The 21712-nt window shown below is 55.8% G+C and carries 16 protein-coding genes; 9 read left to right on the top strand and 7 right to left on the bottom strand.

The window, feature by feature from the left end:
• Positions 1-202: 202 nt before the first annotated feature.
• Genes HUU46_07190 through HUU46_07175 form a run of 4 tightly spaced genes read right to left on the bottom strand, consistent with a single transcriptional unit; the run spans position 203 to position 6901 of the window.
• Positions 203-3388 (bottom strand): CusA/CzcA family heavy metal efflux RND transporter, encoded by a 3186-nt coding sequence (locus tag HUU46_07190; GenBank protein NUM53411.1) that lies wholly within the window; start codon positions 3386-3388, stop codon positions 203-205.
• A 47-nt stretch (positions 3389-3435) separates the two neighbouring features.
• A complete protein-coding gene (locus HUU46_07185; protein NUM53410.1) occupies positions 3436-3777 on the bottom strand; it encodes a P-II family nitrogen regulator in 342 nt (113 codons plus the stop codon).
• Positions 3778-3788: 11 nt separating this feature from the next.
• A complete protein-coding gene (locus tag HUU46_07180; GenBank protein NUM53409.1) occupies positions 3789-5342 on the bottom strand; it encodes an efflux RND transporter periplasmic adaptor subunit in 1554 nt (517 codons plus the stop codon).
• A 2-nt stretch (positions 5343-5344) separates the two neighbouring features.
• Positions 5345-6901, bottom strand: coding sequence for a TolC family protein (locus HUU46_07175; protein ID NUM53408.1), 1557 nt, complete (start codon positions 6899-6901; stop codon positions 5345-5347).
• Between the two features lie 2053 nt (positions 6902-8954).
• Here HUU46_07175 and HUU46_07170 point away from each other — a divergent pair.
• Both HUU46_07170 and HUU46_07165 read left to right on the top strand, forming a co-directional pair.
• A complete protein-coding gene (locus HUU46_07170; protein ID NUM53407.1) occupies positions 8955-10211 on the top strand; it encodes a hypothetical protein in 1257 nt (418 codons plus the stop codon).
• A gap of 98 nt (positions 10212-10309) precedes the next feature.
• Positions 10310-10609 (top strand): hypothetical protein, encoded by a 300-nt coding sequence (locus tag HUU46_07165; protein NUM53406.1) that lies wholly within the window; start codon positions 10310-10312, stop codon positions 10607-10609.
• Between the two features lie 38 nt (positions 10610-10647).
• Here the strand turns inward: HUU46_07165 and HUU46_07160 are convergent, their stop codons facing one another.
• The 3 genes from HUU46_07160 to HUU46_07150 form a co-directional block, all read right to left on the bottom strand.
• Entirely contained in the window at positions 10648-13137 is a 2490-nt protein-coding gene (locus HUU46_07160) for a DEAD/DEAH box helicase family protein (GenBank protein ID NUM53405.1), read from the bottom strand.
• An 86-nt stretch (positions 13138-13223) separates the two neighbouring features.
• Positions 13224-14708, bottom strand: coding sequence for a putative DNA binding domain-containing protein (locus HUU46_07155; protein NUM53404.1), 1485 nt, complete (start codon positions 14706-14708; stop codon positions 13224-13226).
• A 503-nt stretch (positions 14709-15211) separates the two neighbouring features.
• Positions 15212-16861 (bottom strand): sigma-70 family RNA polymerase sigma factor, encoded by a 1650-nt coding sequence (locus HUU46_07150; protein ID NUM53403.1) that lies wholly within the window; start codon positions 16859-16861, stop codon positions 15212-15214.
• Between the two features lie 704 nt (positions 16862-17565).
• Here HUU46_07150 and HUU46_07145 point away from each other — a divergent pair.
• The 7 genes from HUU46_07145 to HUU46_07115 all read left to right on the top strand — a co-directional run bounded on the left by HUU46_07145 (position 17566) and on the right by HUU46_07115 (position 21672).
• Positions 17566-18813, top strand: coding sequence for a hypothetical protein (locus HUU46_07145; protein NUM53402.1), 1248 nt, complete (start codon positions 17566-17568; stop codon positions 18811-18813).
• A gap of 75 nt (positions 18814-18888) precedes the next feature.
• Positions 18889-19266: a hypothetical protein gene (locus HUU46_07140; GenBank protein ID NUM53401.1), complete on the top strand. Its 378-nt coding sequence runs from the start codon at positions 18889-18891 to the stop codon at positions 19264-19266.
• A gap of 113 nt (positions 19267-19379) precedes the next feature.
• Positions 19380-19757 carry a hypothetical protein gene (locus HUU46_07135; GenBank protein NUM53400.1) on the top strand — a complete coding sequence of 126 codons (378 nt, stop codon included), beginning with the start codon at positions 19380-19382 and terminating at the stop codon, positions 19755-19757.
• A gap of 40 nt (positions 19758-19797) precedes the next feature.
• A complete protein-coding gene (locus HUU46_07130; protein ID NUM53399.1) occupies positions 19798-20235 on the top strand; it encodes a PaaI family thioesterase in 438 nt (145 codons plus the stop codon).
• 13 nt (positions 20236-20248) lie between these two features.
• A complete protein-coding gene (locus tag HUU46_07125) occupies positions 20249-20563 on the top strand; it encodes a nucleotidyltransferase domain-containing protein (protein ID NUM53398.1) in 315 nt (104 codons plus the stop codon).
• The gene (locus HUU46_07120; protein ID NUM53397.1) at positions 20550-20888 is read left to right on the top strand and encodes a DUF86 domain-containing protein; all 339 of its coding nucleotides are present in this window, start codon (positions 20550-20552) and stop codon (positions 20886-20888) included. Before HUU46_07125 ends, HUU46_07120 begins: the two co-directional genes overlap by 14 nt.
• 244 nt (positions 20889-21132) lie before the next feature.
• Positions 21133-21672, top strand: a complete 540-nt coding sequence (locus tag HUU46_07115) for a hypothetical protein (protein ID NUM53396.1) — start codon at positions 21133-21135, stop codon at positions 21670-21672.
• Positions 21673-21712 lie beyond the last annotated feature (40 nt).

Genomic DNA, 21712 nt, shown 5'->3' with positions numbered 1-21712 from the left:
TGAAACGGAAATATGCACGTGCCCAACCGACCGGTAAGACCGGACGATGGAAATGGCTTGGATCAGGACTAACATTAGAGCGATCACGCCCGATATACCTGCCAACACGGCCAAATCGGCAGATCGCTTCTTGGCGGCTGGTACCCGGCGGTTGGACCCTTTCTTGTGTGAACGTTGTCGCACGGCTAAAACGCCTTTCTGTTCACACTTCATTCTTCGTGTTTGTTTGCTCTAGGCGCGAAAACAGGCGGTACAACACCGGCAGTACAACTAACGTCAAAAGTGTAGACGAGATGATTCCGCCGATCACGACGGTAGCAAGAGGACGCTGAACCTCCGCACCGGTGCCGGTAGCAGTTGCCATGGGTACGAAGCCCAGGGACGCAACGAGCGCCGTCATCAGAACTGGACGCAGCCGGGTGATGGCTCCTTGAGTAATCGCCTCGTCAAGCCCTACGCCTTCCGTGCGCAGCTTCTGAATGAACGAAATCATGACCAGCCCATTGAGTACCGCGACGCCGGATAGCGCGATAAAGCCGACCCCTGCCGAAATGGACAGCGGTATGCCGCGCAGCCACAACGCAAGGATTCCCCCCGTGAGCGCCAACGGCACCCCGGTAAACACGAGAAGCGAGTCCTTCACGTTGCCGAACATCATGAAGAGCAAAATGAATATCAGCAATAGCGCAACCGGCACGACGATTTGGAGTCGCCGAGCGGCCGAAATCATCTGCTCGAATTGCCCACCCCAGGTTGTCCAATATCCCGTAGGGACTTTGACCTGGCTCCGAATTGCGGCTTCAGCTTCGGCAACGAACGTTCCGATGTCTCGTCCTCGTACGTTGGCGGTAACCACCACGCGGCGTTTACCATTCTCCCGGCTGATCTGATTGGGACCCGGCGCAAGCTGAAAATCCGCGACGGATTCCAGGGAAACATAGCGCGCGGAGTTTGATGTGTCGGCAGGCTCGACCTGCTCCTCCCGTGCAGGCACGTCGGATTCCAAGGGTAGCGGTACGGGAATACGCTTGAGCGCGTCAATACGTTCCCGTTGATCCTCCGGCAGACGGACAATCAATTCGAAACGGCGATCGCCTTCGAATACTTGCCCGGCGCTCTTACCGCCGACGGCGACTTCGATAACCTCCTGCACGTCGGAAACGTTCATGCCCAGCCGGGCAATGGCGCGTCGGTTTGGCGCGATACTCAGTACGGGAAGCCCGGTCACCTGCTCGACCTTTACGTCCGAGGCGCCGGGCACCTTTTCCAGCACTTCGCCGACTTCTTCGGCGGTAGCCAGCAGAACGTCCAAATTGTCACCAAAGACTTTTACAGCCACGTCGGAGCGGACGCCCGCAATGAGTTCATTAAACCGCATTTGAATGGGTTGCGTGATCTCGTAGTTATTTCCGGGAATCTTTGTGATAATCTCTTCAAGTTCCGCGATGAATTCACGCTTCGATTTTGACTGGTCCGGCCACTCTTTGCGGGGCTTCAGCATCACAAAGTTGTCAGAGACGCTGGGCGGCATCGGGTCCGTGGCGATTTCAGCGGTACCTATTTTTGCAAAGATTGTTTCGACTTCGGGCATGGCCTTTATCGCCTTTTCCAGCGTATCTTGCATAGCAATCGCCTGCGTCAGGCTGGTTCCAGGAATCCGCAAGGCGTGGAGCGCGATGTCTCCCTCGTCGAGACTCGGGATGAATTCGCGCCCCATTCGAAGCCCCACTGCGCCGCACACAAACACAAGAGCCACCGCACCCGCCACAACAGGCGCTTTCATCCGCAACGCCAGGCTGAGCGTCGGCACGTACACGCGTTTGATTGCTCGAACGATGAGATTCTCCTTCTCGGAGACTTTCCCCGTCATGAATAGCGCTACCGCAGCAGGAACGAATGTGATCGAAAAGATCATTGCCCCAAGCAGCGCCGCAAGCACGGTAAAGGCCATCGGGCGGAACATCTTCCCTTCAACTCCCGTAAGCGTAAGGATCGGGAGGTACACGATCATGATGATGAGCTGACCATACAGGATTGCACGCCGCGTTTCGCTCGACGCATCGAAAACAACCGCCAGTCGCTCGGCAAATGTAAGCTTCCGACCTGCCTTATGCTGTTCTTCGCCAAGGCGGCGAATGCAGTTTTCGACGATAACGACGGCGCCGTCGACGATAATGCCGAAGTCGAGAGCGCCAAGACTCATGAGATTGGCGCTCACGTGGTTCGTGACCATGCCGGTGATAGTGAACAGCATGGATAGCGGTATGATAAAGGCAGTGATAATTGCGGCACGGATGTTTCCTAGAAACAGGAAGAGAATTACGATTACAAGAAGTGCGCCTTCGCTCAAATTCTTCCAGACGGTATCAATGGTCTTGTTGACCAGTATTGTCCTGTCGTAAACCGTCTTGGCTATGACCCCCGGCGGCAACGTAGTGTTGATTTCCGCCAGTTTCTTATCCACGGCCTGGGAGACCGTCCGGCTGTTCTCGCCGATGAGCATAAAAACGGTGCCCAGCACGACCTCTTCGCCGTTCTCAGTAGCTGCGCCCGTACGCAGTTCCTTGCCCAAGGCTACTTCGGCCACGTCATGGATGTGAATGGGTACACCTTCATGAGTGGCAATGACGATCTCGCTTATGTCTTCGACTGTTGCAACTTGCCCTGGTGAGCGCACGAGATATTGCTCACCGCTTCGTTCGACGTAGCCCGCGCCGACATTGGAGTTGTTCTTCTCCAGTGCCGCAAGGATGTCGTGAAAACTGAGCCCATACGACATCATGCGTTTGGGATCCGGCGTGACGTGATACTGCTTCTCGTATCCGCCGATCGTGTTCACTTCGGTAACCCCAGGAACATTTCGGAGTTGGGGTTTGACAACCCAGTCCTGGATCTCCCGGAGATCCATGGCCGTATACGGCGTTCCATCCGGTTTCAGTCCGCCCGTTTTCGGCTCGACGGTGTACGTGTAGATTTCGCCGAGACCTGTGGCTATTGGACCCATCGTGGGCTCGAGTCCCGGCGGAAGATTGCTCTTGGCCTCCTGGAGCCGCTCATTGACGAGTTGTCGGGCGAAATAGATGTCCGTGCCGTCTTCGAATACGATGGTCAATTGCGAGAGGCCGTACCGCGACAAAGAGCGGGTGTATTCGAGATTGGGAAGTCCGGCCATGACGGTTTCCAGAGGAAAGGTGATTCGCTGCTCGGCTTCAAGGGGAGAGTAGCCGGGCGCTTCCGTGTTGACCTGAACCTGAACGTTGGTAATATCAGGTACGGCATCGATGGGCAACAGCGTAAAGTTGTAGACGCCGTACGCCGCGATGCCAAGAGATACGGCCATTACCAACCAGCGCTGGTGAATGGAGAATCGTAGTATTCGATCAAGCATGAATGCTTCCTCAAGTGTTTTTCAGTTGTTGCCGCGTTTATGTGGGCTTATACCGCGTCGATTTGTTCCTCACCGGACCGAATCCTGACAATACGCTCGGCGTCGGTTACGACTATCAGGCCGTCCGCGGCATTGCCGGTATGGGCCGCTTTCTGGATGACTGCGACGATTTGGTCGCAAGTGCTGTCCGCACAAAAGACCATCAAGAGGCGCATGGCGCGGAAATCGAGGCTGTCTTCGGTCGCAACATATTTTCCGCCCGGTCCGCGACCGCGGCTCTGTCCTTCACACGGAGAGAGAGTGACGCCGGGAAAATGCTCACAATCGTGCAATGCGCTCAAGATGCGGTGTACCGCGTCGGTGCGGACTATGGCTCGAATTTCTTTCATGGACATTCTCCTCAGTGGTCGTGCGCGGCGCCGGCTTTTTCGATGTCTGCCTTGATCAGATAGCTGTTCTTGCTGACAAATAGCTCGCCAGGACTTAACCCGCTTACAATCTCGACGAGTGATCCGTCGCTACGGCCCTGCTCGACAGGACGCGCTTCGTAGGTATTGCCTACTGAGACGAACGCGACTGACCAGTCGCGAAATGTTTGAATCGCGTCCACCGGCACGGCAACCGGCACAGACGACTCTTCACCTGCAACGGTGACTGTCACAAAGAGCCCTGGGCGCCACAGTCCTTCCGGATTTGGTAAGTCAACTATCGCCTTGGCGGTGCGCGTTTGTTCGCCGACCAACGCACCTACGAAGGCAATCACGCCTTGTGCTTCGATTCCCAAGTCTTGAGAATGTACGGTAACGGGCTGGTTCTCTCGGATGCGCTTGAGGTCGGCGGCATACACCACGACTTCGGCCCAGAGACTGCTTAGATCGGCAATGACAAACGCGTCCGCGTTATCGGCCACGGCTTCGCCAATGCTCATGTGCTTTTCGATGATGGTGCCATCGATTGAAGAATGAATCGGATAGTCCGTCAGCGTCTTGTCTTTACCACCGCGGATGTCTGCAACCTGTTCCGGCGATAGTCCAAGAGAGCGTAGTTTCTGTTCCGCCGATCGCACGCTTACGTCCAACTCGGCGAGTGCCTGTCTGGCAGTCAGGAATTCCTCTTCCGAAGAAATCTTCTTGTCGAAGAGGTCCTTCTCTCGACTAGAGCGAACACGAGCGAGTTCTCGCCGCTCCAGGTCCGCGAGGAATGCACTCTTGGCATCGGCCAGTTCACGGCTGTCTATAACGGCCAGAAGGTCTCCCTTTTTCACAGTGTCGCCGAGGTTCTTGTGGACTTCGCGCACTAAGCCGGGGAGGCGCGGTACGACGTGTACAATTCGATTGGGATTGAGTTGGATTTCACCCGGTAATGCCACAACGTCGCGAATGGTGCCCGGCCCGGCTGGTTGGGTCTCGATTCCACCCTCCCTAGCCGCTTCTTCGCTTATCTCAACACGGCCTTCATAGCTCTCATAACTCCACGTAAACGGCTTTCCTGCGTGCTCCGCATTGACCTCAACGTCGAATGAATGCGGTTCCTCGACTTCCTGATTGCTCTTGAGGAAATCGTCCTCGGGAGAAAAGGTGATGCTATCGGTACGTCCGCCAAGGCGGTGAAGAAGAATCGTGAGTTGTACCTCATCCGGTGGCAGGGGATTTTCGTCGGCATAGGGATAGACCCGGAACTCAGGCGGCACGCCCGTCTCGAATATCGTGATTTCAAGTTCGAGTCCTTCGCCGTGCAACATACGCCCGCCGTGTGGGCCTCGCTCACCCTCTTCGTCATGGCCGCCCTCCTCCGCGTGGCCGTGAACGTCGGCTTCCTGAGCTTGCTCTTCATGACCACCGGCGTGACCGTGTTCGTCTTCGCCAACTGGTTCCGCGCGGTTGGCAGTGACGAAATAGTAGGCCCCACCGAGTCCGGCGATGGCGATCGCGATTACGACAATTGCATTGAACACTTTCATGGTTGTTCCTCGTGCGATTCGTTCGTTTCGGGTATGGCAAACAGCGCCTGACCGGTGAGACGTTCCACATCCGCAAGGTATTGGTAGTACCTAGACTGCGCGTCTAGTAGCTGACTTCGCGCGTCGAACAGGCTGCGTTGCGCGAAAAGCACGTCCAGCAACCCGAACTTGCCCTGAAGATAGCCTTCGTTGGTGGCCTCGAATGCCTCTTGCGCTTTCGGCAAGACATCCGATCTCAGGGTGCTTGCTTCTATATGGGCAGCCTCGAGCACACTGTACCGCGCGGCTAGCGTTGCGCCGACCTGCACTTGCGTAGCACGCCGCTGGGCGGACGCTTTGAGCGCCATGTACTCGGCCTCACGAATTCGCCCTTGGTTGCGATGGAATAGCGGTAACGGAATCGAAGCGCCAAGCACCAGCGACTGCTCCCGCGAATCGTGCGGCCGTACAGTTGATTGCGAGTATCCAAAGTTGCCCTCGCCCGTGAGTCCGTACGCCTGCTGGTCACGTGCGCCAAGCCCCGTGCTTCGAAAACCCAGCGTCACCGTCACATCCGGTTTGGCATTGGCTCGTTCGAGTTCTATCGCAGCTTCTCGAAGGTCAACTTCGGCCATCCAACGCGACAAATCGGGAACTGTTTCCAACTGTTGCCCAAGTTCGTCCAGCGGGGGTATGGCTTGTGTCTCGTCAAACTGGCCGATGGCGTTCGTGAACGTTGCGGATGTCGCACCCCAGTAAGACACCAGAGATATTCTTGCAGCATCCAGTTCGCGTCTCGTACGCTCGACTCCGATCCGCACCACACCGGCTTCGACTTCCACTTTGGAGAGTTCAATGGGAGACACTTTGCCCGCATCAACCCGCGCACGCACGGTATCCTGGACCTGTTGCGCTAAGTCGGCCAAGGCGGTCGCCAGCCGTAGACGTTCTTGGGTGGCTACGACTTCGTAGAATGCCTTTGCCGCGTTCGCAAGAACATCGGCTCGTGCAACCTCGTAGTCCCATGCGGCGACTGCCTGTTCGCGTTTTGCCACGTTAATTCGCTTCCCGCGTTTTCCGCCCAGTTCGATGAGCTGCGAAAGGCTTAGTGTAATCTCCGCTTCGCGCAACCCGGATTCGGATCCGGTTTCTCTGGTCCGTTCATATTCGGGCACGAAACCACGCCGGAAGATAGGAACCGCTATGTCTCCACTGGGGGTTGTTATGGTCTGGGTTTCGCTGGTAAGTGGACTGGAAAGTCCGAAACGCTTGGATGTCACACCCGGCCCGGATTGAAGCCGTAAATCCTCGACCTGAATGGAAAGCTCGGGATTCGGTCTGAGGCGCGCCTGTATTTCACGCGCCTCTGCAGCGCGAATGTCCCACGAGTATGCCGCCAAAGACGGATTCTGTCTTAAGGTTAACGCGAGTGCCTGTCCAAGCGTCAATTCCCCTATAGGATTCTCAATTGCCGCAGACTCTGGCTCCTGACTGGAGTCTGCGCTGTTGGCGTGCGAAACTGAGCAAATAAGCCATGTCGCGAATAACATGACGGCTATTCGAAAAGCCCACATATTACTTAGTCTCCTTTGTCGTCGGGGCTGAGCGTTCGAAGTGGGTATGACCCAAGTGCCGCGTTTTCTTGAACGGCTGGCCGGATGTTTTGGGACGTGGAGACGTTTCCCCTTGGGGGTCTGATGTCAAGTCCTTCGTGTGGTTGGCTCCATATGTTTTGCATCCGGAAAGAGCGAATGTTGTACATACCAAGATGGCTGTGAATAGTAGCTGTTGGATTACTCGGTTTTTCACGGCTGGGTGACCCTTTCCTTTCTCAGTGAACTCCACACGAATGGCAAAAAGCATTCGAGTTGTTGCGGTACTTTCACGAGGGCGTACGGTTAGCGTGGCGCTGGTTGAGGGGTTACGGGACCATCTTGTCGATGCTGTGCTCGACTGAATCCCGGTCACTGCACGCCCGTGCAGTCAGAGGATAGAGCGTGGAAGTGGGCCTACCCAACAATTGATGAGAAGACCAACTACCAAGTAGCCGAGAAGCGATGATCCGAACCGAACACAGAAGGTAGGCGGATCAAATGAGTAGTACGACCGTACGAAGAGGAGTGGGTGACAAATGGGTGGGATTATTGCGGTTAAAAGGTTGGCGAGTACAAAGCACGGCCGCCAGACTCGTCAATGATAACTCCGTACAGTAGGACTTCTGGACTGGATTCGGCGCAAAAAGCCGTGAAGAAAGTGCAAGATTATTCGCATGTGTAGATATGAGCGGCATATCTGTGCAAGGGCCACAGTGCGAATTGTCCTGCGTCACATTCGTTTGATGGTCTGGCTCTGTACGCGACGCTGACTGTGCGAGATTGTCGAAACAACGGCCTCGCTGAGCGGCTTCTATTTCCCTGTGGCCATCCTGCCCTACACACAAAACACGGAGATCGTGGCCGGGCACACCTGCCACGAGTTGTAGGACAAAAATCGTTCCAACAAGGGAAACAAACAATCTCTTTGCGATCATGTGGACAGCCTCATCCGGCAGAAGGGTATCAATCGAAATCCCAAATGTCAATAAACACGCTCGGTATATCCGGGGGCGTAAAAGCCCTCTGTGCGTTCAAATTATCGAATGACGCGGCTATTGATCGCCTACCAGCAGGCGTCCAATCAGGGCTACGGAGTGTTCGGCCACCATTCATTAGGAGGCTTCTTAAGTTCCGAAAGCAGACAATCTCTCCGCCTGATCACACAATAGCTAACAGTCCAACCAGCAAACAGAACAATTCAACACTTGTCGCATATTCCATCATTGGATTGAATATTCGACTCACTTTTCGAACCTGCTGCTACTTGACCTATTAGCCTGACTCATACGAAGGAATACGCTCCATTCTCCAACTCCCATTCTCTGTTTTATTCAAGCGATCGGGCACGCTGCTATTGAAGTGCTTTCAGTTCCTTCTTCAACTCCTGAAACATTCTGCCCTGTGCCCTTGGAGAGGAGAGTCTGGTGAGACGTCGAAGGCGCCTCTCAGTGAAGAAAGTGACCTCAACATGCTCCCGGGCGGAACCCAGTTCTTGGACAATATCAGGCGGAAGCTTGAGCAGATTCAGCAATTGAGTGACTCGAGACGGCGTCAAACCTACTTGCTTCGCAAGCTGCGACTGATTGTCGACCACTCCTTGGTCGAGCATACTTCGAAAGGACAAGGCGAGCGCTATTGGATTAATCGGTTCGGCCTTACCCGGCTCATCCCGTTGGATCGTCGTGTATATAGCATTGCGATCTAATGAGTTGCGATAAACCGGGGACACATGCCATCCGTGAGCAAAAGTTCGCTGAGTTCGCACCGCGCGGAGAACACAACATCGCGAACGCGTCCGTTCGCGGTTGCGCTATATGGAGGTCCTCGGCCTAACTGGTTCGGGGACCTCCCTTTTTTCTTATTCCTTGGTTGATGTGTGACGTGTGCTTGGGTCCATTCTTTCTTCTACGCTATGCCTATGGCGGCGGATAGTGACGGCGTCTTTCAGTCCCGAATCTTTGATTGATATTCGGCCCGCGATTCGAGTCAAATCGAGATGGTTCGCCGATTCGTTGCGGAGGAGAAGTAAAGGTTGGGAAAGAAACCGAAGCAGGCAAAGACCGACGCCCTCGAACGGCTGCTCGGTGCTGCCGATGCGGAAACACTCCGAAAGTTGACGCGCAGCTTGGCCACAAAGCCGGACCTTCGACGGGCCTGCCTTGAATTCCTACGAAAGGAAGTCCGGATCAAAGCAGCGCCGCTCACGGATACCGACGCTGAAATAGTCTGCGCCATGTGGGACGAATTGCAGCCCGAGTTGGACGAATTGGACCAATATGGCGGGAGAGATTATGACGCTGTCGATCATGTGGGCGAACAGCTCTACGAACTTACCAAGAAACTTGGCTATTCTGTTGTTCCGGTTGAAACGCGGAAATTCCTTTTGGACGAGGTAACGCCGTACATCCGAAGCCGGAATTCAGGTTTGGAAGACATGCTCTACGATTTGGCTTACTCGCTGTGCAAAGACAGCGACGATTGGCGGGATTTGGCGGCCCGCTTGGAAGCTACCGGTCAAGATTGGCCCTGTGACCACGCACGGCGCATCTATCGAAAGATTGGCGACCATCAAAAGTATCTCGAATTGCGCGAACGCCGCATGGAATACGGCGCCGATTACCACGATCTCGCGACGTTCTATTGGGAATCGGGAGAAACGGACCAGGCGCTGGCAGTTGCGCGGGAAGGGATCGAAAAGGCGAAGGGCCGGATGGATGAACTTCGTGGTTTTCTGGCTGAGCGTGCCAAGGAATCCGGGGATCGTGCGTCCTATCTCGAGCTGGAGTTCGCCCAAGCCACCGATTTGCTTTCTCTGGACTCTTACAAAAAGTTTGAACACCTGTGCTCCCGCGCGGAATGGCAAGCATACGAACCGCGCATGCTCGACACGGTTGCGAAGGCGTGGTGCGACACGCAGATGCAGATTTATATTCATCGAAAGGACCTACGGACGGCAAGCGATGTGCTCGCCAAAGCGAAGTATCCCGTACCCAAGGGCTACGGGCCTGAAACTATTTTGAACATGGCAGCCCAACTTGAGGCCGCATTCCCCGAAAAGGTCCTGGCCTTCTACCTAACGGGACTTGCGAATCTGAACCACAACGCCACGCGAGATCACTACGCCCACTACGCACAAACGGCAAAGCGTGCGCGGCGGGTTTGGGTAGGTGTGCTGCATAGACCGCAGGAATGGGAATCCTTTGCAAGAAGAATCAAGCTGGACAACATCCGGCGTCCCGCGTTTCAACAAGAGTTCGCCAAGGTCGTACCCGGATGGGACGAGCTGTGAAACGCGACCAAGCATCATATTCGAAGAAAGGCGCGTTACGCCGGAACAAATCGACAAGCCCACCAAGTAGGACCCGCGGCTGCGCGGGACGCTTCAGAATCACCGAACTGGACGGATTCGACGACGATTACTTGTGTCTGGTTACAGAGCCCTTTATTGAGATTGGCCCGGACCAAACGGGTCGCTTCCAATTCGGGGCTTTGGAAGCAACTATGGACGTTCGAGAGACTGAAAGAGATGGCAAGCCGTCAATTGAATTCACATGGGATGGGTTCGACGAAGGCGACGAGATCAGCGGACGAAGATGGGCGGTGCTTGAGGGATTCAGCCTGCGCGGTCACCTATATTTCCACATGGGCGACGATTACGGATTCAAGACGAAACGTATCAAGAAGTAATCCAAACGGGCCACTGCTCTGAATAACTGGTGGCTGGATTACTCTCCGCGACTTGCAATATTCAATGAGGATACCGGCAAAGGTAATTGTTCATTGACGTCCTGGATTACATAGCCCATTGCGCGGTAACCACGAAGGCGCTTAGCAAACATACGCGCCAGCATGGGAACGTCGTGGTCTACGTAGTCATACACACGCACCTCGTTTTTACTTGCATGCAGACGGTGCAGACGACCGACATATTGCTGCAGCGTACCCCGCCATGATATCGGCATAGCGAGAAAAAGAGTGTCGAGAGGTGCGTAGTCGAACCCTTCTCCGATGTACCGGCCAGTGGCAAGAATGACGTACCGCGATTTGCCGTCCTCACCCGACCGATTCTGGAGGCAGACTCGGTTCTTCTTCGTTGTGCCGCCTCGAAGCACGATCACTTCGTCGATTTTGTCGCATAGCATCGATTCCAAGGTCGCTATATGTTCGATGCGTTCGGTGAGTATGAGGGGAACACGTCCCCTACTGATGGCCGCAGCAACATCGGCCACGATTTGGTGGTTACGGGGCATATCCTGGACTAACTTGGCATAGATGTCGTGAATGGAGGGATTTACAGCTTCTACGCAGAATCCCGTTGCCCTTGGAATTACAAAGTGCTCGAACGGTCTATTGGCAGCGGCTTGCTTGATGTGAACTATGTGTCGGATTGGCCCGCATTGCATGAAGATGATCGGATGGTGACCGTCCTTGCGTAAGGGCGTGGCCGTGAGACCAAGCACGTACTTGGCTTTGACTTCTTTCATGATGCGTTCAAACGTGAAGGCGGACACATGATGACATTCATCCACAATGACATGACCATAATCCGCAACGAGGTCGGCCACTTCTCCTTTCCTCTGAATGCTTTGCAGCATAGCGATGTCGAGAATCCCGGTCGCCTTCTTCCGGCCTGCCCCGACTGCTCCTATCGATTTCCTCGAAATATCCAAGAACAGAGCCAACTGTTCGCGCCACTGGTCCAGCAACGTTGTTCGATGAACCAGGATTAAGGTGTTTTTCCGGCGTTTCGCTATAGCCCATGCCGCTAACATTGTTTTGCCAAAACCGGGCGGTGCCACGAGCACACCATCATCGTGTTTGAGCAACCGAATCGCCGCCTCTTCCTGCTCAGCACGCAGCTGTCCCTGAAAGGTGAATTCCACATCGTTGCCGGAATGACGTTTGTCCTCCAATTCCATGACTATTCCAAGGCTATGGAGAAATGTTTGTAGTTCGGTAACGCATCCTCGCGGAAGTGCAAGATGCCGTGGAGATTCTTCCGCACAGCCGATGACCCGTGGTTTACCGAAGGTTGATAGCCTCATGGCTTGTGCCGCATAGAATTCGGGGTTTTGAAACGCCGCAAGTCGAATGATCCTGTTCGTCAGGGCAGGGTTTAGGCCTTCCTTCTCGATGTAGAGCAGGTTACTCTGAACGACGGGAATGCGTTGCGGAAAGGGACCGGATATCTGTCTCTCGGGCTGCCTCTTGGATGGAGGCAATGTCCACGGATCTTGGTCTGCTGATTCGTCGGTAGCCGGTAGTCGAACACCGAGGACCGTATCGCGGCGTTCCACCTCATTGACGATCTCTTGAACCTCGTTCCGGCTAAGCCGTTGGACTGACTCCAGGAATCTCCATTGCTCCGGATGAGGTTGAAACGCATCACCCAGGAATTCTGAATTCCCCGCTTTACGCGGGCCGCGCTGTAACGGCAACGCGATGAGATTCCCGAATCCGCCTTTGGGCATTGTGTCCTGATTCGGAAACAAGCGATCATACGACGCCAAACCTACCTGATGCCGTTCATCCATCGCGGTTGTCAAAATCGCGCTGCCCAGCTTTCGGGCCAGCGCAGCAGGTATGGCTTCCTGGAAGAATATCCAGATATGTCCACCTCTTCCGGAACGTGAGCGTTCCAGATACGCCTTCGCACCCTTGGCCCGGCAAGTTTCCAGGAAAACACGCGCATCCTCCTGCCAACCTTCCTTGTCAAAGTCGGTAGCGAGAAACCAGCATGTTTCGTCTTGAAGCAGCGGATATATACCGATGGTTTTTTGCCCAAGAAGGTGGGCACGAACCACTTCGTTCGTCAAGGGAAGGTAGCTACAGTTCGTGCACTTTCCATTAGGCTTCTTGCACAAGATCGGATCCCATTCATGGGCACATGCAGGCGAATAGCCAGACTTTCCCTTTTTGCTTTCCCACCGCACGGCGTATACGTCTTCGCGTCCGCGGAACAGGGAGCGAAAGAGTTGAATGCGTTCATCGGCAGTCGAATTCGAGGTGTTGGTCGCAGGTATGGCGCCTGTTATGTCGGGTTGTGACTCGACATGACGCTGTGGTGGTTGGTTCTTGAGTGACGCGGCAGGCTTTACGGAGAATGCCTCCAGCATGTCTTTGAGCTTTGAATTCTCGCTCTGAAGGCGGTCGGACTCTCTCTGAGATTGCTCCAGTTCTTTCCGGAGCCTTTCGATTTCATTGTTCGGATTCATTTGTACTCGGCGGCTAAGGCATCCTCAGAAGGGTCTAGTGTGCCGAACGCCATGGCCCTCCCTGTTCTGCGAGTGCGTGACCCCATTCATTCTTCCCGGTTCGCTCCCGTTTGCCGCGCGCGGCCCGCGGGGGTTAGTACGTAGCGCTGAAGACGGCTGTTAGGGCGCTCAGGGATCGTGTAGTCGACTAAACCTTCTCGAAGAAGCGACCGCATTACCATGTTCAGCCTCCCGGACACCTCTTTTTGTCCTAGGCGTTCGGAAATCGACGACTTTGATAGGGGGCCGTCTACAAGCAAAGTAAGAATCCGCAGTTCGAGTGACTCTAGCCGTGACTCTGGCCGCGACTCTGGCCGTGACTCTGGCTGCGGCTTGCGCTTCCCCTTCGTCGAATGGTCGGTTCCGGGGGCCGGATGAAAACGAACCACCACCTCTCCGGCACGGGACTCGAATTCCGGCGCAGGAAGCCCAGCGGCTTCCATTAGTTCTCGCATTTTGATCGTTCCCCGCCCCCACGCTTCGATGATGCCTCTCCTGTAGAAGACCTGGGCAATAAGCGGGTTCCAAGGGCGCGACGCATGTGGACGCGTGAGATCTTCCGGCGTCAGATCGAACGGCAAAACACCCGTGCTTGACACTTCTATGCGATCATCGTAGATTGCGACACTGACGGCGCCGCCCGGGACACTATAATCGCGGTGGCAAAGTGCGTTTGCCACCGCTTCACGGAGCGCCGCGGGCGGATAAAGCGGGTCGTCCTTGCGTTCGAATACATCCGTCAGAATACGCCCCGCCACGGGTAGGTGGTCGCGGAAGAATCGCTGCGTGCGCGTCAACAGTTCGAAGGCGTTTCCAAGCTCTTGGCGATTGTCCAAAAACTCGGTCTTGTCTGTCCCGCGAAAGCGCGCCAAACGAATGCCACACTGGGGATAGTAGGGTAAGAGCCGCTCGCTTCGCGCGAACAGGACTACGGCCGCGTTCAGAAGCCGGTCTTTTTTGATCAAGCCGAATCCCGTAAGCAGCTCTGCGAGATCTCGTGTTCCCGGATCGTCCAGCCGCAAGCGCCGGACGGCTTCGTCGACAGTCCGAAGTATTTCAGTTTTGTCCAGATCCCTGATCGAGAATCCATCGGCAGGAAGGTTTTCCCACCTTTGCGATGCATGCATGCGTTCGAGCAAGACACGCTGATAACGAGAAGACGGCATGATCTTCGTGGTAGGGCCGTGCCGGGCATAGGGTCGTCCATCATAGGTGTACGGACCACCTCCACCTGAAACACGAAGCACGACGACAGCTTTACCGGTTCGAAGTTTGACCATCTCTATGTCGGGGAATGCAGGGGGTTCGATCCGCTGCAGTTCGTGGGCAATATCTTCGAGTGTCCGCGAGGAGGTTTCTTGACCGATTATCTCCGCCTTGTCCGTGACTCCGAACAGCACAAACCCACCAACGCCGTTCAGCATGCCGCAGACTGTCTTCATCGCTTCGGTGCGTTGCCCCGTGGATCGCTTGAACTCGACTTGCTCCGATTCACCATTGGAGACCGCTCGCTGGAGTTCCGTAAGGTTCATTTCAAGTGCTTCCTGAGATAACTCCTGACACTTGTCTTGCACCATCATACATTGGTGCAAGTTTCTTGGTTAACAACGTCACCAGAGAATCGCCGTGAGGTAAGGGCGCATGACTTTCGTCACCCGGCAGATCGCCGCGAATCGCATGAGAGCATCCACATCGACCTTTCGTCGCTCTCGGTAGAGTCGAAGCGCCTCAAGCGCTACGTCCAGACCAATCATGCCGCGGGACTTGAAACAATCGGCGAGTGTCTTCTCGGTGCAGCAGACGCGCACTCGTACCCCATCGACCTGATGGGTCTCGACACCATCGCTGTAAGAATGCCCTGTAAATCGATAAACTCGAAGCGGTGGGTGGACAAGCCTGGGTGGCTCTGAGCCTCGGGGCAGGGCAACGTCGACAGCACGGGGAATCTGAGAGGTCAGATCGTGTAAGGCCGGCGCTGAAACAAGGCTGACGATCCCCTTAAGAATTGAGTAGTGTCCAGCGGATACCGGCACGCTTAGCTGAGCAGGCGGAGAACAAAGATCACAATGAGGACAACACCGATGAGGGGTAGAACGTACCTTTGCAGCAGGAAACCGTACGTCTTCGTCGAGTCAATTGGGCATTGAACCAGGCCCAATGAGGCCGCGATCGCCACTTTATCGCCGCCTTTGGCGTAGGTCCCCAAAGCTCTCGTGAACGAATCTCCAAGGCTCGTGGCCAGTTCCTGGCGTCCAGGGAGTTCGTCCAGTCCGAGATGCTGGACGAGGGAGACGTAGTCGCGTGGAATTATCGAGCATGAAACCATGCCCTGAGTGTTCACGCGAAGAGATGATGAATGCGTCCCCCACGCCATCTTCTCGAACAGAGAACCCCTCAAACGAAGCCGCACGGTGAAGCTCTCCTTGTCTTTTCTTAGGGGCGGCGCCACTAAGCCGTATTCGTTCAATATCGTGAGCCAAGGCTTGATCTGTTTTTCTGCAATCGGGATTGTCGTAACCGCGGTAACAACGCCGTGCGTGAGCAATGGGGCAACCCAGAAGCCGGGCGGAACGGCGCCTAGCGCGATGTTGGATTTGTTAACAACGAACCGTTGGAGCACCAGAAAGACGCCCAAGGCGCCTAAGCTATAAGCAGGCCATAATGACACCGCCGCAAGTACTACGATTGCGCCCCCAAGGCCGGCAAGCTGCTTAACCTTCTCCCGTGGTGAGAGGAGATCAATCTCCCTCTTGAATATGGCCCCGAATGCCGCGGCTACAATCAGCCAGTAGATTACCCAGTAAGGAGCCAGGACGGTCTGGAGCCCGTGCAGATGCGCCGCGGTGATTGAAGCAGCAATGACAGCAGCAACGAGTGGCGCCAGGAGCAGCGCAGCGGCGAAAAGGAGGACGCCCCGAATGATGATTCGCTTGCGCTGGGTCAACATCCCGGCAGGCGCGTGATTATGCCAGCGCTTCACGTCCCATTCTGTGGACCACCAGAACAGTGAAATTAGTGCCGGGAATGCAAGAGCGCCGCCCAGTAAGGAACTCGCTGCAATGCCCCCCTTGAGAGGACCCACGGCGCTGATAGCTTCCATGATAGCCGGCGAGAATGTCGGCAACGGGGCGATCCCCCAGACCCCTTTGAGATCCCCTATCCTATCCCCCAATACGGCTCGGGCTTTGTGGAGTCGCATCTTGACCGTGCTCTCCTTCGTCTCGGTGAGCGCCGCAATCTCGCTCACTTTCAGTTCCTGCCCGTAGTGCAAACTCAGGACCTCGCGGCTAATGTCGTCCAACTGGCCCACGCGCGACCACAGCGTACGGGTTGTGTCTAGTGCGCTGATTCCTTGCCGGGGGTCAGCCGACATTTCGGCAAGTTGTTCGGATCCATGCAGGGTTTGCTGCAAGCGTTCTGTGCGCCACTTGCCGCGCATGAAATCCACACAGAGCCGTCTTAGGATCGTGAGGAGCCACGGCGCAAACGCATCATGATTTTTCAGCATCGGCAGCCTCGTGTAGGCGCGAAGAAAGGCCTCCTGGCTCAGATCCTGGGCATCCTGGCGGTCGTAGACTCGCGCTACCGCGACAGCGTAAACCATAGGTTGATAGCGGGATACCAGGCATCCGAAAGCTTCTACTGTGCCGGCGAGGGTCTTTTCTATGGCCTCCTTGTCGTCCATTTCATTCCTCCCGAATTGGGCTACATTAGAATAGACGAACGATGCCGGAACTTGGTCCACGCAGCCATCCCCTAATCCATCAGGTTTCTCAGTAAGAAAGAAGAATTGCCGCAAGAATTCGCAATCGCGTTTTCGTCTTTCCGCCAACGACGATGCCAGCGTGCTTCCCGAAAGCTCGTGCCTATCGGCACAGAGCAACTTTCGAAGGAGTGATTTCGTATATCACATTGTGGTCGGCGAAGTTACGGTACACAGGCGCTACATGCCGTCCGTAGGCAAGCGTTCGCTAAGTTCAAACTGTGCGGAGCCATAAAATTTCCAGGCCACCCGAGGGGGTGGCTTTTTCTACTGCTACCCCTACCCCACGCGGGACAAGCGCGAGCGACTGTTTCTCCGTGGCCAGCAGCGACTATCTGATAAGCGGCCGCATATCCGAACTCAAATCGTATATTGAGCGTAAGTGGCTGGCGGCTTCTGCGCTTCGCATGACCTGACGCTATTTACGATGGAACAGGGCGTTGGCTATCCGACAAGCATGCGAGCCCACTGGTAGAGCTGCGGGCTAACTTCCTTTCCCTCCTTGCCTTGTGCATTGGCCGAATGCTATAAAAACCTTCGTCTGCGCGGTTGCGGCGCGCGGTAGAGGGTTGAGGGTATTTCAAAAGCAATCGTGGCGCGGCCACGTGTCGGAGGAGTACGCATTCATGAACACGATTTCCGGGGACAAGGCGGGCAAGGCGGCAAAGGCGGCGCTCGAGGCGAACGAGGGGCTTCTTCGGCTCGCGCCGACGTGGGTGCCGCGTTCCTTCCTGCAACCGGGCCGGCGCCTGAAACTGCACCCCGAGGACTACTATGCGCTGGGCAAACACCGGGGCGGCATCGACGAGCGCTGGTTTGCTTCGACCACCGCGGCGGACAACGAGGGCGCGCCGCCGGACGAAGGCCTCAGCTACGTGACGCACGACGGTGCGCGGTTCACGTTGCGCGATGCGGTCGAAAACCTGGGCGCAGAGGCCATCGGCTCGAAAATCTGGGACGAGTACAAGCGGTGGCCGGTCTACTCGAAGTTCTTCGACAACATGGGCCCTATCCCCCACCATCACCATCAAAGCGCGGAACAGGCGGCGCTGGTCGGGCGCGAAGGGAAGCCGGAATCGTACTACTTCCCGCCGCAGTTGAACACCATCGGCAACAACTTCCCGCATACGTTTTTCGGCCTCGAACCAGGCACGACAAAAGAGGACGTGATCAAATGCCTTGATCGCTGGAACTGCGGTGACAACGGCATTCTCGATTTGTCGAAGGCGTACCGGTTGAAACCGGGCACGGGCTGGCTGGTGGGGCCGTGCATTTTGCACGCGCCAGGATCGCTGCTGACCTACGAGCCGCAGTGGGGCAGCGACGTGTTCTCGATGTTCCAGTCGCTGGTCGAAGGGCGCGAGGTTTGGAAGCACCTGCTGGTGAAGGACATTCCGAAAGACAAGCAGGACGATAACGAGTACATCGTGAACCAACTCGACTGGGACGAGAACGTCGATCCGAATTTCAAGGACAGCCACTACCTCGAACCGATCCCCGACGGCGACACGGAGAGCGCGGGGTACGTTGACCGCTGGGTAGTATACGGCGAGGTGCGCGGCGAGCAGTTGTTCAGCGCAAAGGAATTGACCGTCGCGCCGGGCGCGAAAGCGACCATCAGGGACAACGGCGCTTCGGGCGTGATCCTCATGCAGGGCCGCGGCAAAATCGGCAACCTTCCGTTCGAGTGCCCGCAGATGATCCGCTTCGGCGAGTACACCGAAGACGAGGTGTTCATCACCGAGAAGCGCGCGAAGGAAGGGTACACTGTCGAGAACCTCGGCAAGGAGTGTCCGCTGGTAATGTTGCGGTACTTTGGGCCTGGCGTGCACCCGAAGTTGCCGAAAGTGGGCGATCATAAGAAGACGAGGTAAGTGCGCGGACCGCGGTTTCGATAGGCATTTGTCGCGGGGTTGGTGAACGAAAGCGCAAAAAGGGAGAACGTGGGTATGCGGCGTTCAACACTGTTATTTGCCGGCAAGCTTGCCATTGCGCTCGGGATTGCGATCCTACTTGTATCAACGGGACTGCGGGCGTCTGGATCCGGCGGCAACGAATCTGGCAACACCGTCCATGCAGAGAAGGCAAACGTCGGCCGGTTGAAGGTCAAGGTCAAACCGAAGAAAGCCCGGCAGCAGGGCGGGCAGTGGACCGTGGACGGCGGGACGGCGTGGTACAACCACAAAGAATTGGTGTACCTCGATCCGGGCGAGTATACCGTCGAGTTCAAAGACATCAACGGATGGGTTTCGCCGAATGATAAGAACGTGACAATCGAGTTGTTCGAGTTAACAAAAGCGAAGGGCAAATACCAGAAGGAAATGTAACGGTTTGGTTCGCGGAACGGCCTTTGGGCTGTTCCGCTCGCGGGTTGCGATAGAGGTGTAAGAGTGCGGCTATGCGGGGCGCGGGCTTGGGACCCGTGATACGTGGAGGTGCCATGCGATTCATTCGATTGATTGTGTATGTGGCGATCTGTCTCGGTGTGGCGGCGGGTACGGTGTCCATTACGTTGGCGGCGCTCGATTGGGCTGCGCCAAAAGCGCACGCGGCCGTGCGCGACGGAGAGAAGGCCACGCTGAATCTCATACGCGGCAAGATCAAGCCGAAGAAAGCGCGGCAAGCCGGCGGGCAGTGGCGTGTGGATGGCGATATAAACTGGCGCAATCACAAAGAGTCGCAATACGCGACGCCGGGTGAACACACCGTCGATTTCAAAGACATCGACGGATGGATTACGCCGTATGCAAAAGTCGTCCAAGTCGAGGAGGGCAAGACGACGAAGGTCAAGGGCAAATACCGTAAGGACTCGAAGTAAGGGGTGTCGGCTCGTGTGTGGCGCAGCGATTCAGGATGCGATGCCGGACAACTACTGCTACGGCTGCGGCGCCAACAACCCGCATGGGCTGCAAATCAAAAGTCATTGGGACGGCAACGAATCGGTGTGCACGTTTATGCCGAGTCCGCACCATTCCGCCGGACCGAGGCAGTATTTGAACGGGGGAATCATTGCGACGCTGATCGATTGCCACTGCATTTGCACGGCAGTCGCGAACGCGTACCGCAATGAAGGCCGTGATGTTGGCGAGCCGCCGGAGATTTGGTACGTAACCGGCGGCCTGAACGTGAGCTACTTGAAGCCCACGCCGATCGATAAGCCGGTAATGTTGCGCGCGCGGATAGTCGACGAGAAACCGAAGAAGACCGTGCTACACTGCACGCTCTCGTCGGACGGCGCGGATTGTGCCCGCGGCGAAGTCGTCGCGGTCCGGGTCCCGAGCGAGTGGAAGGGTTAGTGGGTAGAAGAACGTGCTTGCGGAACTCGAAATCGATCGAGAGCTTCTGGAGGCGGTGTGCAAACGCTGGCACATCAAAAAGCTGTCGATTTTCGGCAGCGCGCTGCGAGACGATTTTCGGCCCGACAGCGACGTTGACGTACTTATCGAATTCGACCCCGAACACATACCGGGCTGGGAAATTGTTGACGTTGGGGATGATCTTTCAAAAGCTTTTGGCGGGCGATACGTGGACATGGTTAGCCCCAAGTACGTGATTCCCGCGCTGCGCGCGCGCATTTTGACCAGCGCCGTCGTTCAGTACGAGGCCGCCGATGGAAAGGGATGACGCCGCACTCGTCCGGCACATGCTCGATACCGCCCGGAGCATAGCGCGGCGCACGGAGAGTGTGGCGCGGGACGAGTTTGACGCCGACGATGATCTGCGGGACGCATTGGCCCTGCGAGTTCAGATCGTTGGCGAAGCAGCGTCGAAAGTCTCGCACGCATACAGGACCGAGCATCCCGAAGTGCCGTGGGGACGCATTGTTGGCATGCGGCACAGAATCGTTCACGATTACCTTAATGTAGATTTCGACATACTGTGGCAGGTTGCCAAAAAGGACGTGCCCGCACTTGTGCCATTGCTTGAAGGACTTGCCAAGAGCGAATAACGCGACAATGGCGATGCGCGGGACATTGGGAATGTGACCGGGGCGCTGAACGTGAGCTGCCTAAAACCTACGCCGATTGATAGGCCGATGGAGTTGCGGGCGCGGATCGTCGAAAAGAAACCGGAAAAGACAGTGGTGCAGTGTTCGCTCTTGTCAGACGACAACGAATGCGCTCAGGGTGAAGTGGTTGCTGCCAGGGTCGAACGCGAGTGAAAGTCATAGTGTAATCATGCGAATTTTCATAATGCATATCGGCCACCCCGGCAATATAGACATCAAGTACACGATAACGCGGCGGCGTTCTACGACAGAGATTCTGGAGGGGATTGGAGATGATGCTCCGGAGCGCGCATTTTTCGAAGACGACGCGGATTTTAAGTCATCTTTTCCTGACGGCCACTTCAATTGCTGGGGTATTCCGCAACGGGCTAGACCTGCTTTTGACAAGACACGTTCCGGTGATTTGGTGCTCTTCGTCCCTGCAATTGGCGTACACGGTGGAATTCACCACATCGGAATAGTGCGCGCGAAATGCCGCATGACAGCACATCGAGCCAGTCGTGTGCTTTGGCCTGATACTCCTCACGATAGAGTTTACCCTTGGTTGTTTTTCTTTGACACGGAGAATGGCTATTTAGAGTGGTTCGAGTTCTTACAGGAACTTGGATACAACCACGATTGGAATCCAAACGGTTGGTATAGAGAACCGAAAGCAGAAAGATTTGGCAATTTTGGGGGTGCTGCTGGGTATCTTCAGCACCTACGAAATCTGGGGTTTGGATGAATCACAGGCGCTTGGCGTGTGCGTAATGCCGAGTGCATAG

The organism is Candidatus Hydrogenedentota bacterium (genome assembly GCA_013359265.1).
Lineage (GTDB): Bacteria > Hydrogenedentota > Hydrogenedentia > Hydrogenedentales > SLHB01 > JABWCD01.
This window is presented reverse-complemented; position numbering and strand designations above follow the sequence as displayed.